Annotated in this window: 11 protein-coding genes; 7 read left to right on the forward strand and 4 right to left on the reverse strand. The window is 68.1% G+C overall.

Annotated features, from left to right (window positions below; translation table 11 throughout):
- Window positions 1-259 precede the first annotated feature (259 nt).
- Window positions 260-1375, forward strand: a complete 1116-nt coding sequence (locus ILT42_RS12130) for a Gfo/Idh/MocA family protein (RefSeq protein ID WP_204215871.1) — start codon at window positions 260-262, stop codon at window positions 1373-1375.
- A 39-nt stretch (window positions 1376-1414) separates the two neighbouring features.
- On the opposite strand, the gene recQ is transcribed toward ILT42_RS12130, so the two are convergent.
- Together recQ and ILT42_RS12140 are read right to left on the reverse strand one after the other, a co-directional pair.
- Window positions 1415-3214, reverse strand: a complete 1800-nt coding sequence (gene recQ / locus ILT42_RS12135) for a DNA helicase RecQ (protein ID WP_204215872.1) — start codon at window positions 3212-3214, stop codon at window positions 1415-1417.
- Window positions 3211-4479 carry a BaiN/RdsA family NAD(P)/FAD-dependent oxidoreductase gene (locus ILT42_RS12140; protein WP_204215873.1) on the reverse strand — a complete coding sequence of 423 codons (1269 nt, stop codon included), beginning with the start codon at window positions 4477-4479 and terminating at the stop codon, window positions 3211-3213. The genes recQ and ILT42_RS12140 overlap by 4 nt, the downstream gene beginning before the upstream one ends.
- Window positions 4480-4653: 174 nt before the next feature.
- Between ILT42_RS12140 and ILT42_RS12145 the strand changes: the two genes are divergently transcribed.
- From ILT42_RS12145 to ILT42_RS12155, 3 genes are all read left to right on the forward strand, one after another.
- Window positions 4654-5112 carry a CAP domain-containing protein gene (locus ILT42_RS12145; protein ID WP_204215874.1) on the forward strand — a complete coding sequence of 153 codons (459 nt, stop codon included), beginning with the start codon at window positions 4654-4656 and terminating at the stop codon, window positions 5110-5112.
- A gap of 63 nt (window positions 5113-5175) precedes the next feature.
- Window positions 5176-6954 (forward strand): SLC13 family permease, encoded by a 1779-nt coding sequence (locus ILT42_RS12150; protein WP_204215875.1) that lies wholly within the window; start codon window positions 5176-5178, stop codon window positions 6952-6954.
- A gap of 52 nt (window positions 6955-7006) precedes the next feature.
- Window positions 7007-7207, forward strand: a complete 201-nt coding sequence (locus tag ILT42_RS12155) for a hypothetical protein (RefSeq protein WP_204215877.1) — start codon at window positions 7007-7009, stop codon at window positions 7205-7207.
- Window positions 7208-7256: 49 nt separating this feature from the next.
- On the opposite strand, the gene ILT42_RS12160 is transcribed toward ILT42_RS12155, so the two are convergent.
- Window positions 7257-7517 (reverse strand): hypothetical protein, encoded by a 261-nt coding sequence (locus ILT42_RS12160; protein WP_204215878.1) that lies wholly within the window; start codon window positions 7515-7517, stop codon window positions 7257-7259.
- A gap of 393 nt (window positions 7518-7910) precedes the next feature.
- Between ILT42_RS12160 and ILT42_RS12165 the strand changes: the two genes are divergently transcribed.
- Window positions 7911-8864: a DMT family transporter gene (locus ILT42_RS12165; RefSeq protein WP_204215879.1), complete on the forward strand. Its 954-nt coding sequence runs from the start codon at window positions 7911-7913 to the stop codon at window positions 8862-8864.
- On the opposite strand, the gene ILT42_RS12170 is transcribed toward ILT42_RS12165, so the two are convergent.
- A complete protein-coding gene (locus ILT42_RS12170) occupies window positions 8827-9780 on the reverse strand; it encodes a hypothetical protein (RefSeq protein ID WP_204215880.1) in 954 nt (317 codons plus the stop codon). The genes ILT42_RS12165 and ILT42_RS12170 overlap by 38 nt on opposite strands.
- Before the next feature lie 211 nt (window positions 9781-9991).
- Between ILT42_RS12170 and ribA the strand changes: the two genes are divergently transcribed.
- Complete coding sequence (gene ribA, locus ILT42_RS12175) at window positions 9992-11104, forward strand: GTP cyclohydrolase II RibA (protein ID WP_204215881.1); 1113 nt, start codon at window positions 9992-9994, stop codon at window positions 11102-11104.
- Between the two features lie 171 nt (window positions 11105-11275).
- Window positions 11276-12967 (forward strand): L-lactate permease, encoded by a 1692-nt coding sequence (locus ILT42_RS12180; protein ID WP_204215882.1) that lies wholly within the window; start codon window positions 11276-11278, stop codon window positions 12965-12967.
- The last annotated feature ends 168 nt before the right edge of the window (window positions 12968-13135 follow it).

The raw sequence follows: 13135 nt of genomic DNA on the forward strand, positions 1-13135 counted from the left end.
TCTTTCGGGGATCCGCGTCCCTCGTCGCGCAGCCTCATCCTGAGGGAATGGCGGAGCCATGGTCTCGAAGCCTCATCCTGAGGGCCCGCGCAGCGGGCGTCTCGAAGGATGATCCAGCGAAGTGTTTCCAGTGCCGTCTGGAGCCCTCCTTCGAGACGGCCTACCGGCCTCCTCAGGATGAGGTCTTCGAGATGCCGCTCAAGCGGCTCCTCAGCATGAGAGCCGAAGAAGACTTTCACCGATCAAGAAGGGGCGCCGCATGAAATCACTCGGAATCGGTCTCATCGGCACGGGCTACATGGGCAAGTGCCATGCGCTGGCCTGGAACGCGGTCGCGCCCGTCTTCGGTGACGTGCCGCGCCCGCGCCTAGCGGTTCTGGCGGAAAGTTCACAAGGTCTGGCGGAAACGAAGGCGCGGGAACTTGGGTTCGAGCGCGCGACGGGCGACTGGCGTTCGCTGGTCAGCGATCCAGCCGTCGACGTGGTATCGATCACGACGCCGAACGCCTTCCACCCCGACATGGCGATTGCGGCGCTGGAGGCGGGCAAGCATGTCTGGTGCGAGAAGCCCATGGCGACGGGGCTCGCCGACGCGGAGCGCATGCTCGCCGCCGCCCGCGCGTCGGGCAAGGTCGCGGCGCTCGGCTACAACTACATCCAGAACCCGGTCATCCGCCTCATCCGGAAACTGCTGGATGAGGATCGCATCGGCCCGGTGAACCACGTTCGCATCGAGATGGACGAGGACTTCATGGCCGATCCGGAGGCCCTCTTCTACTGGAAGAGCGAGGCGACCTCGGGCCATGGGGCTCTCGACGATTTCGGCGTGCACGCGCTCAGCCTCGTCTGGACCCTGTTCGGCGGCGTGCGCCGGGTCTGCGGCCACATGGCGAGGCCCTATCCGGACAGGCCTCTGCCGGATGGCGGGCGGCGTGCGGTGGAGACCTATGACATCGCCACCACGCTGATCGAACTGGAGAACGGCGCGTCCGGAATGATTGCCCTCAACCGCTCCGCCTGGGGCCGCAAGGGGCGCATCGCCGTCCAGCTCTTCGGGCCCAAAGGCACCATCGCGTACGACCAGGAGCGCATGAACGAGGTGCAGCTCTATACGACGGACGGCGACCGGGAGACTCAGGGCTTCCGCACCATCCTGGCGGGCCCGCAGCACCCGCCCTACGACCGGTTCATCCCGGCGCCGGGCCATGGCTTAGGCTTCAACGAGCTGAAGATCGTCGAATGCCGCCAGCTCATCGCCCGCATCGACGGCGATCCCGCCGTGCTGATCGATTTCGAGGACGGCATCCGCATCGAGCGCACCGTGGACGCGGTGGCCCGCAGCGCGCATGCGGGAGCGTGGGTGGATGTCGGTTGAGCGTTGGCGATCCGCGACGCATGAGCGTGGAGAAGCGGATCAGGCCGCGTGCTCCTTCACGACGTCCAGGAAAGCGTCCGCGTAGCGGTCGAGCTTGGCCTGGCCGACCCCGTGCACCTCGCCGAAGGCCCGGGTCGAGGTCGGGCGCTTGGCCGCCATGTCGATGAGGCTGCGGTCCGAGAAGATCACGTAGGCCGGAACGCCCTCCTCCTTGGCGAAACGGGTGCGCAGGGCCTTGAGGGCGAGGAGCAGCGGATCGTCGCTCGGCACGGCCGCCTCCGCCACCATGCCGCGACGGCGGCGGCGCTCGCGGGGCTTCATGAGCACGTCGGAGCGCAGCTCGATCCCCTCCTGGCCCTTCAGCACCGCCACGCCCCTGTCCGTGAGGGTCCAGCGGCCATACTCGGAGAGTTCGAGAGCCACGAGCCCGGCGGCGTAGATCTGGCGAAGCAGGGAGCGCCACTCGGCCTTGGACCGGTCCTGGCCGACCCCGAAGGTCTTCAGCTTGTCGTGGCCGAAGCGGCGCATCGAATCGGTGCTCTCGCCCACGAGGAGCGAGATGAGGTGCTCGGTGCCGAAGCGCTCGCCCGTGCGCACGATGGCCGAGAGAAGCTTCTGGGCCTCGACGGTGCCGTCGAAGGACATGACGCCGTCGATGCACAGGTCGCAGTTGCCGCACGGCTCCGTGGTCTCGCCGAAATAGGCCAGCAGGGTCTGGCGGCGGCATCTCGGGGCTTCGCACAGGGCCACCAGCGCGTTGAGCCGCTGGCGCTCGATGCGCTTCTGGTCGTCGGACGCGTCGCTGTCCTCGATCTGGAGGCGGCGCAGGCGCATGTCGTCGAGGCCGTAGAGCGTGAGCGTGTCGGCGGGCGCGCCGTCGCGGCCCGCGCGGCCGATCTCCTGGTAGTAGGCCTCGATGGATTTCGGCAGGGCCGCGTGCGCCACGAAGCGCACGTCCGGCTTGTCGATGCCCATGCCGAAGGCCACCGTCGCCACCATCACGACCCCGTCCTCCTGCAGGAAGGTGTCCTGGTTCTTGGCCCGCACGTCCTGGGTCATGCCCGCATGGTAGGCCAGCGCGTTGTAGCCGGCCTGCGACAGGTTCTCGGCGAGCTTTTCGGTCTGGTTGCGGGACGAGCAATAGACCACGCCGCTCTCGAAGCGGTGCTTGTCGAGGAAATCGAGGAGCTGGCGCTTGGTATTCTCCTTGGCCTGCATGGCCAGGCGCAGGTTGGGACGGTCGAAGCCGTGGATGAAGGTGCGCGGCTCGGTCTCGAACAGCCGCATGGCGATGTCGCCCCGCGTCGCCACGTCGGCGGTGGCCGTGAGCGCGATGGTCTGCACGCCGCCGAGCCGCTGGCGCACCTCGCCCAGAAGCGCATATTCGGGACGGAAATCGTGGCCCCATTGCGAGACGCAATGGGCCTCGTCGATGGCCAGCAGGCTGACGCCGGAGCGGGCGAGCCATTCGGTGGTGTTGGTGTTCGCCAGGCGCTCGGGCGAGGCGTAAAGCAGCCGCATGGAACCGTCGCGCACCGCATCGGCCACGCGGCGATTCTCGGCTTGGTCGTTGGCGGAGTTCAGGCTCCCGGCCTCGATGCCGAAATGGCGCAGGGCCGAGACCTGGTCGCGCATGAGGGCGATCAGCGGCGACACCACCAGCGTCAGGCCCTCCCGGGCGAGCGTGGGCAGCTGGAAGCAGAGGGATTTGCCCGCGCCCGTGGGCATCACGGCCAGCACATCCTCACCGGCCAGCACGGCGCGAATGATCTCTTCCTGCCCTTCGCGGAAGGTGGAGAAACCGAAAACGTCGTGGAGAATCTGCTGCGGGTCGATCACGGGAGGGGTGTGGCGGAGCGGCTCGAATCCGTCAATGCGGCAATCGGAATCCCAAGATAGACGAGAACGCCCCTTGCGGCCGCGAGGCCCGTCGCGAAGGTCGCCTGGAGCAGGTAGCCGCCCGTGGGGGCCTCCCAGTCCAGCATTTCGCCCGCCGCGAACACGCCGGGCATCCGCCGCAGCATCAGGTGCCCGTCCAGCTCCGAGAAGGGAATGCCGCCCGCTGACGAGATGGCCCGGTCGAGGGGCTTGACCCCTTTCACCGTCACCGGAACGGCTTTGACGAGCCGGGCCAGGGCCTCGGGTTCGGCGGGCAAGGGGCCGGGCTCGCGCAGGAGGGCGATGCTCACCGGCGAGAGGCCCGCCGCCTTGCGCAGGAAGGTGGCGGCCGACTGGCCTTTGCGCGGGGTCTTGAGCCGGGTTTCCAAGGCCTCCAGGGTCAGGTCGGGCCTGAGATCCACCTGCATGACGGCCTGCCCATCCCGCAGCACCGCCTCGCGCAGCTCCGCCGACAGGGCATAGACGGCCCCGCCCTCCAGGCCGTCCGCCGTCAGGATGGCCTCGCCGCGCACGGTCCGGCCCGCGAAGCTCAGGGCGATCCGTTTCAGAGGCTCACCCTCGAAGCGGGCCCGGATCACGTCGGACCACGCCACCGTGACGCCCATATTGGCAGGCTTGAGCGGCGCGACGGCGATGTCGCGTCCGGCCAGGATGCGGGTCCAGGCGCCGTCCGAGCCGAGCCGGGGCCAGCTCGCACCGCCCAGAGCCAGGATCGTGGCGTCGGGCCGGGCTGTGGTCGTTTCACCCGAGGGTGTCGAGAACGCGAGGGCTCCATCCGGATCCCAGCCCTCCCAGCGATAGCGCAGGGCGAAACGGACCCCAAGCCCGTCGAGGCGCGCGAGCCAGGCCCGCAGGAGCGGCGAGGCCTTGAAGGCCTTAGGAAACACCCTCCCGCTCGACCCCACGAAAGTCTCTTGCCCTAAGCCCTCGCACCAGGCGCGCAGATCGCCGGGCGTGAAGGTCTCCACCATGGGACGGAGCGGGGCCTGCCCCTCCCGGTAACGGGCCAGGAAACGGCTCAGATCCTCGGAATGGGTCAGGTTGAGGCCGCCCCGTCCCGCCATCAGGAACTTGCGGCCGAGCGACGGCATCGCGTCATAGACCGTCACGGCGACGCCGGCGGACGCCAGCGCCTCGGCCGCCATGAGCCCGGCGGGGCCGCCGCCGACGATCGCGGCTGTGCGGGAGGGAGAGGAGGCGGACATGCGATCAGCTGACGCGGCGATGAGGGCGGGAGGGTTCTGGACCGGGCCCCGGCAACATGCCATGCAGCGGCCGTCGGCCGGGGCGGTTCCGGGTCACCCGGACATGACCGCCCGGCGCGAGATTTTCAAGTGGAACAGCGATCGATCGCTGTTCGTCCATCGAGGGATTGCCGCGTGAAAGCCATTGCGTTTGGAGCCCTGGCCGTTCTGGCCCTGGCAGGTTGCGCGTCCGACCTGTCGCCACGCGATACCGTGACGGCGGTCTCGACCACGGATGCCGGGTCGGCCGCCACCATGATCTCGGCCTACCGGGTCGCCCATGGGTTGAGCCCCGTCACGGTCGATTCCCGCCTCAACCGGGCGGCCGAGCATCAGGCCCGCGCGGTCGCCGGGGCGGGCAAGCTCAGCCACGGCAATTTCGGGAGCCGCATGGATGAATATGGCATCGCGGGCTATTCGGCCGAGAACCTGAGCGCGGGCTCGCCCACGGTGGACGGCGCCATCGCCCGTTGGAAGGCCTCGCCCGGCCACAACAGCAACCTCTTGATGCCCCAGGCCCGCAAGATCGGCCTGGCCCGCGCCGACGCCAAGGGCGGCTACGGCCGCTACTGGGCTCTCGTGCTGGGACAGTAAGAAGCTTGGCACCAAAGATGGGCGTCCGGCGTTAGAGGTTGCATCTCTTCCTCAACGGGCCGCATGACCCTCCCCCAAATCCTCGCCTTTTCCGTCGTCGCCGGGATGATGGCGCTCTTCATCTGGGGCCGCTTCCGCTATGACGTGGTGGCCGCCCTGGCCCTCCTGGTCTCCGTCGGCGTGGGCATCGTGCCGCCCGACAAAGCCTTCTCGGGCTTCAGCGATGACATCGTGGTGATCGTGGCGAGCGCGCTCCTGGTCAGCGCCGCGGTGGCCAAGTCCGGCGTGCTGGAGGCCGGCCTCAACCGCCTCGGGCCCTACCTGCGCACCACCCAGATGCAGATCGTTGTGCTTGTCGGCACCGTGACGATCCTGTCGGCCTTCGTGAAGAACATCGGGGCGCTCGCCATGATGATTCCGGTGGCGTTCCAGATCGCCCGGCGCACCAACACGTCCCCGTCCCAGTTCCTGATGCCCATGGCCTTCGGGTCCCTGCTCGGCGGCATCGTCACGCTGGTGGGCACCTCGCCCAACATCATCGTGGCCCGCATGCGCGCCGAGCTCCTGGGCGAGCCCTTCACGATGTTCGACTTCACGCCCGTGGGGCTCGGCATCGCGGTCGCGGGCGTCGCCTTCCTGGCCTTCGGCTATCGCCTCCTGCCGAAGGACCGCAAGGGCGCGGCGTCCCTTCATGCGGCGCTGGAGATCAAGGACTACGTCACCGAGGCCCGCGTCACGGATGAATCCGAGGTCGCGGGCGCGACCGTGGCCGACCTCCTCAAGCTCGCCAACAACGAGATCAAGGTCACGGCCATCATCCGGCAGGAGAAGCGCAGCGCCCAGCCGCTGCCGGACGCGGCCCTGCAGGCGAACGACCTTCTCATGCTGGAGGGCGAACCCGAGGCCCTCGAGCGCGCGGTGGCCAGCGGCGGCCTCAGGCTCAGCCGCGAGCACCGGATCCCCGCGACCGACGAAGCCACGGACGAGATCGGCGTCATCGAGGCGGTCGTGGGGCCGAACTCGGTTCTCACGGGCAGCTCGGCCGAGCGGCTCGGCCTGTTCGAGCGCTTCCAGGTGAACCTTATCGCGGTGAGCCGCCGGGGACAGCGCTTCAAGGAGCGGCTGCGCACCATCGCGCTCAAACCCGGCGACGTGATCGTGCTCCAGGGCAATCTCAAGAAGCTGCCCGACACGCTCAAGGAGCTTGGCTGCCTTCCCCTGGCCGAGCGCGACATTCGTCTCGGGAGCGCCCGGCGCAGCCTCATCCCCATCGCGGTCCTGGCGGCCGCCATGGGGCTCGTGGCCTTCGACGTGGTGCCGGTCGCCATCGCGTTCTTCGGGGCGGGCGTGCTGCTCGTGCTGTTCGGGGCCCTGACCCTGCGGGAGGCCTACGAGACCATCGAATGGCCGATCCTCGTGATGCTCGGCGCGCTGATTCCCGTCAGCGAGGCGGTGCGCACCACGGGCGGCACCGATCTCATCGCGGGCTGGCTGTCGGCGGCGGCCGGGGCCCTGCCGCCCACGGGCGCCCTCGTGCTGATCATGGTCACGGCCATGGCGGTCACGCCGTTCCTGAACAACGCCGCGACGGTGCTGGTGATGGCGCCCATCGCGGCGAGCTTCGCCACGCAGCTCGGCTTCCGGCCGGACGCGTTCCTCATGGCGGTGGCCATCGGAGCGGCCTGCGACTTCCTCACGCCCATCGGGCACCAGTGCAACACCTTGGTCATGGGTCCGGGCGGCTACCGTTTCGGGGATTACTGGCGGCTGGGCCTGCCGCTGTCGATCATCGTGATCGTGGTGGGCATCCCGCTCATCATGCTGGTCTGGCCGCTGCGGTAAGGAACGGAGCCGGAGGCTGCCTGTTGACTCTCCAACCAGAGGAGTCCGCCCCATGCAGCCAGGCCCAGGCCCCTACGACCCGCAGCCGAAACCGGCGAGCCCCAATCCGGACCCGGTTCTGCCGGGTCATACCCCGACGGAAGTGCCCCTCCGGCAGCCGTCCGAGATCCCGGCCACCGACCCGGACCGGGTCCCCGCCGGCCCGATGACGAATCCGGATCCGGGGCAGCCCAATCCCAGCCCCATCGCGTGACGCGCAAAAGCCCGGCCTTCCGCCGGGCTTTTCGTTGAAAACTGTCGGATCAGGACGGGGTGGCGGAGATCAGAACCGTAAGGCCCGTCACGGCAGAGGCCAGGGCCACGAGGAGCGCGAGCCGGTTGAGCCGGTCGGGCTCCTGCTGGGACAGGATCGGGCGTGGCCGGAGGGGAGAACCGGCCAGAGCGAAAAGCCTGCGGCCGGGGCGGCGGGACGATGCCGTGAATCGGAACCCGAGATCCAGGCCCCCATGGCGGGCCTCCCGATCGGCACGGGCCGAGGAGCGCATCGAAGCATCATCGAACATGGGCGGGACCTGACCTCTCCACGCGGACCACGCGCCGTCTGCGCGCGCTCCGATCAGGTGAACCTCGGCCGGTGAAGGGACGGTAAATTCCGCCCATGAACTCAAGGTCTTCGTAAATCAAAGGTTTCCGTCCCGGTGCGCGGTCTTGGCGAGACGGGTCACGCCGGACCCGCCTCCTTGTTTGAAGCCATCTTACGACATGATATTTCGTTTGATAGGTGGAGGCCGAGGTTTTCCCGTGATTACGAATCCGACATGCGCCAGGGCGACGCGGCGCTCTGCGATGAGGATGGCAGCCGGTATGATCCGACCTGAAACAACGAATCCAGCGCAAGAATCGGATCGCGTACGGTGCCCGAACGCGAGACTGCACCTAGGAGCGCGGGGGACGGCATGACGAAGCAAGCCATCAGGACCACCATGGCGGCGTCGGACTGGGCGCTCCTGGGGCTCTTATCCGTCGTTTGGGGCGGCTCCTTCCTGTTCGTCGGCGTCGCCGTCGGGGAGCTTCCGCCCTTGACCATCGTGGCGGCGCGGGTCGCCCTGGCGGCCGTCGCGCTCCTGATCGTGCTGCGCGTGATGGGGTCGAGCCTTCCGCGCGGGCCTCGCATCTGGGGCGCGTTCCTGATCATGGGCTTGTTGAACAACATGATCCCGTTCACGCTCATCGTGTGGGCGCAGGGCCATATCCCGAGCGGTCTGGCCTCGATCCTGAATGCCACCACGCCCCTGTTCACCGTGATCGTGGCTCATTGTCTCACCCCGGACGAACCCATGACGGCCCGGCGGCTGGCGGGCGTCCTCGTCGGGTTCTCGGGCGTCGTGGTGATGCTGGGCGGCGCGGCTCTGAAGGCGTTCGATACCGGCATCCTGGCGCAGTGCGCCGTCATGGGGGCGGCCCTGTCCTATGCGTTCGCGAGCGTGTTCGGGCGGCGCTTCAAGGCCTGGGGCGTGGCGCCGGTCACCATTGCGGCGGGGCAGGTGACGATGTCGAGCCTCGTGCTGGTGCCGGCCTCCCTCTCTCTCGACCGGCCCTGGTCCCTGCCGGCGCCTGGCCTGTCCGTAATCGTGTCGATCGTCGCTCTCGCGCTGGTCTCGACCGCCTTCGCCTACATCCTGTTCTTCCGCCTCCTGGCCCGCACCGGAGCCACCAATACCGGTCTCGTCACCTTCCTGATCCCGGTCAGCGCCATCCTGTTCGGCACGCTCCTTCTGGGCGAGGCCCTGGAGCCGCGCCAGATCGCCGGAATGGCGCTGATCGCGGCGGGGCTCGTCGTGCTGGACGGGCGCGTCTTCGGCGGGTGGAAGCCTAGCGGGAGGGCCGCGGCTCGGCCCGGAAGCCGTTGAACATCATGTCCGGCGCGCTCGTGTTATGGCGCGACGGCAGGAGACGGCCGAGCCACACATCCGTCGCGCGGGCGTCCTTGAAGCCCATCACGGACTCCTCCCGCCAGGACTTGGCGCCCGCCTCGCGGGCCGCGATCCGGGCCACGTCCGCGTTGAACTCGGTCACGTACATGGAGCGCAGGGCCGCGAAGGGCCGGTCCTTGACGGGCCGGTCGAAGGTGACGTCGAGGCGCAGGCGCTCCGTGTTCAGGTTCTCGACAGCGACGCGGCCGCTGCTGCCGTCCTTGAAGGCGAGCGCGAAGGTCATGGCCTTCGGATCGAACACCACCTCCTTGATGTTCACCACGGGGCGCTGGTCGAATTCCACAGGTCCCACCAGGAATGACGACCCGTAGGCCACGAAGCCCAGGTGATCCGGCGCCTGGGGATGGATGCGCCAGTAGCCGTCGCCCGGATAGAGCACGGCCACCTCCTCGAACTCGCCCTCCCGGCGCACGAGGATCTGCATCATGTGGATATCCTTCTCGGTCCGCTCGCCCACCCGCACGGTCACGTCGGTGGGGCGCCAGAAGGAGTGGAAGGACAGGCCTGTCACCCGCACCTTGTCGTCCTCGTGGAGGATCTGCATGCGGGGCTGGGTGTGGTTGGAGGTCTCCTCCGAAATGTCCTCGCAGGCGGTCCAGTCGGGCTCCCAGCGGTCCTGGCGCATGTTGCCGATATAGGCCGGATGAACGGCTTCGATCTTGAAGTTGCGTACCTCGGGCGACGCGAAATTGATCGCCACGTTGTCCTTCTCGGCGCAGAGGATCGGCTCGCTGGTGTTGGTCACGTCCACGGCCAAGCCATCGAGGGTCGCGGCCATGGACGGCACCGCGAGGTTGAGGAATCCGAAGGTCGCGAGAAGGGCAAGGCGCATCAGGGAGAACTCACCGGAGGCTTGTGGATCTTGGCTGGCGCAAGGCATACCCCGTGCGGAACCTTGCGTCGAGCGAAGGGTGCGCTTGCGGGGTCTTGCGTTGCCCCGGCATGGCTGCCATCCCATCTAGGGTTAGGGGCCCGCCGCCGTCCGTGCTATGGCGGGGCACGATCCGTCCGGCCGCCGCGCCGGTCCTTTGGCAGTGACGACGATGCGTGTAGTTCTCAGCCTGTCCGACGATCCCGCCGCCACCATGGTCGAGCGGGCCATCATGGAGTTCCGCAGCGCCCGGCCCGTGGTGATCGACGGTGCGTCGGGCAGCGCCCTCGTGGTGGGCGTCGAGCACCTGGACGGGGATATGGGCTGCCGCCTCGAGGCCGTGGCCGGGGGGCATGCCCATCTGGTCCTGCCCGCCGCTCGCCTGCGCCGTCTGGGCCTCGACCGAAAGACTCCCGGCCGCGTGGCTCTGCCTCGCGTCGACCGGGACCGGATCGAGAATCTCGCGCTCAAGATCGACAGCCGTATCGATGCGCCCGTCCAGCCCGCCGACGGCCTCGACGAGGAGGCCCTGGAACTCGCCCGCCTGTCCCTGGTGCTGCCCGCCGTGGTGGTGGTGCCGGTCTCGGTCGGCATCGAGATCGACCCCTCTCTCCTGCGGGTGCCGGGCGCCGCGATCCGGGATTACCGGCGCGCCAAGGCCACCGACCTGAAGCTCGTCAGCCGGGCGCCCGTGCCCCTGGAGGGTGCTCCCGCGAGCGAGTTCGCGGTGTTTCGCGGTGGCGAGGGCCTGCGCGACCAGGTGGCGGTCATCGTGGGCAAGCCGGACCTGGCCAAGCCCGTCACCGTGCGGCTTCATTCGGCCTGCCTCACCGGCGACCTGTTCGGCAGCCTGAAATGCGATTGCGGCGACCAGCTGCGCGAGACCGTGCGCCTCATGGCCGAGCATGAGGGGGGAATTCTCCTCTACCTCGACCAGGAGGGGCGCGGGAACGGCCTCGCCAACAAGATCCGGGCCTACAAGCTCCAGGCGCAGGGCTACGACACCTATGACGCCGACGAGGTTCTGGGCTTCGATGCCGATCAGCGCCGCTTCGATTTCGCGGCCGCCATGCTGAGGCAGCTCGGCGTCTCGGCCGTGCGGATCATGACCAATAACCCGGAAAAGATCCGGGCCCTGCGCAAGGCCGGCCTCGACGTCATGTCGGACGAGCGCGTCTTCGGCCGCCGCACCGCTGAGAACGTTCGCTACCTGGCCTCGAAGCGGGACCGGGCGGGTCACCTCATCGATCTCGACGGGCCGCAGATCTGCTCCAAGCCGGACTGACTGCCGCCAGCGGTTGCACCTTAAGTTCAGCTTGTCACATTCTCGTGATCGCCTAATTTCTCTCGTGGCGGCCAAGTCCGCTTGGTGAATGTCCGTCTGGCTCATGCCCCGTTCGGCCTGACCGCCTCCACGACCCGCCGGCCCGGTTCCGGCGATCACGGGAGGATTCTCATGTGGAATCAGGTCTATGATCCGTTCGGGAGCGCCGTGCTCTCGACCATCGTCGCGGCTTTGCCGATCTTCTGCCTGCTCGGCCTCATCGCCTTCGCCAAGATGCAGGCCCATCTCGCGGCCCTGGCCGCGCTCGCCGTCTCGCTGTTCATCGCCATCGTGGCCTTCGGCATGCCGGCCGGCATGGCGTTCCAGTCCGCGGGGCTCGGTGCGCTGACGGGATTGTTTCCCATCGGCTGGATCATTCTCAACGTGATCTTCCTCTACCGGCTCACGGTGGAGAACGGCTCGTTCAAGGTCCTCCAGGATTCCATCGCCGGGATCACGCCCGACCGGCGCCTGCAATTGCTCCTCGTGGCCTTCGCGTTCGGGGCCTTCTTCGAAGGCGCGGGCGGCTTCGGAACGCCGGTGGCCGTGACGGGCGCGATCCTGATCGGCCTCGGCTTCTCGCCGCTTGCGGCCTCGGGCCTGTCGCTCATCGCCAACACGGCGCCCGTGGCCTACGGGGCGCTCGGCACCCCCATCGTGACGCTGGGCGCCGTGACGGGCCTCGACGTGTTCTCGCTCGGCGCGATGGCGGGACGGCAATTGCCGTTCTTCTCGCTGATCGTGCCGTTCTGGCTGATCTGGACCTTCGCGGGCTGGCGCGGCATGGTGCAGATCTGGCCCGCCATCCTGGTTTGCGGCGCCGCCTTCGCGTTCCCGCAATTCCTGGTCTCGAACTATCACGGGCCCTGGCTCGTGGACATCATCGCGTCGCTCGTGTCCATGGCGGCCCTCGTGGCTTTCTTGAGGGTCTGGCAGCCCGCCGCCATCTGGACGAGCCCGGCCTTGCGCAGCGGCGGCGAGCCCGCCGCCACGGGCCCCGCTCCCGCCTCCTTGAGCTCGGGTGCGACCGGCCAGATGCTCGGCGGTCAGAAGTATCGCTCCGGCGAAGTCTTCCGGGCCTGGCTGCCTTGGATCATCCTGTGCGGGTTCGTGTTCCTGTGGGGCACGCAGACCTTCAAGGACCTCGTGAACCCGCTCTTCTTCCCGAAATGGACCTTCGAGGGCCTGCACAACCTCATCCAGAAGGTGCCCCCCGTGGTCGCGGCTCCGGTCAAGGAGGCGGCGGTGTTCAACTTCAACATCCTGACCATGACGGGCACGAGCATCCTGCTCGCCGCGCTCGTGTCGGGCCTCGTGATGCGGTTCTCGCCGCTGCGGCTCATCACGGCCTATTTTGAGACGATCTGGGTGGTGCGCTACTCGCTGATCACGATCGCGGCCATGCTGGCGCTGGGCACGCTCACCCGCTATTCCGGCGTCGACGCGACCCTGGGCCTCGCCTTCGCGCAGACGGGCTTTCTCTACCCGTTCTTCGCCGCCATGCTCGGCTGGCTCGGCGTGGCGCTCACGGGCTCGGACACGGCCTCGAACGTGCTGTTCGGCGGGTTGCAGAAGGTGACGGCGGGCCAGCTCGGCCTGTCCGAGATCCTCATGTGCGCGTCGAACTCCACGGGCGGCGTCATGGGCAAGATGATCGACGCCCAGTCCATCGTCGTGGCGTCCACGGCCACCAACTGGTTCGGGCACGAGAGCGAGATCCTGCGCTTCGTGTTCTGGCACTCTATCGCGCTGGCATCCCTCGTGGGCTGCCTCGTGATGCTGCAGGCCTACGTGTATCCGTTCACCGCCATGGTGGTGCATTGACGTCAAGTGATGCAAGAAGGCCGCCAGGTTTTCCGGCGGCCTTTTTGTTCAACCTCATCCTGAGGAGCCGCTTTAGCGGCGTCTCGAAGGAGGGCTCTAGCGGAGTGTTTCCGGTGCCAACTGGACCATCCTTCGAGACGGCCTGACGGCCTCCTCAGGATGAGGTCG

Origin of the sequence: Microvirga pudoricolor, assembly GCF_016892705.1 — a bacterium.
Classification (GTDB): Bacteria; Pseudomonadota; Alphaproteobacteria; order Rhizobiales; family Beijerinckiaceae; genus Microvirga; species Microvirga pudoricolor.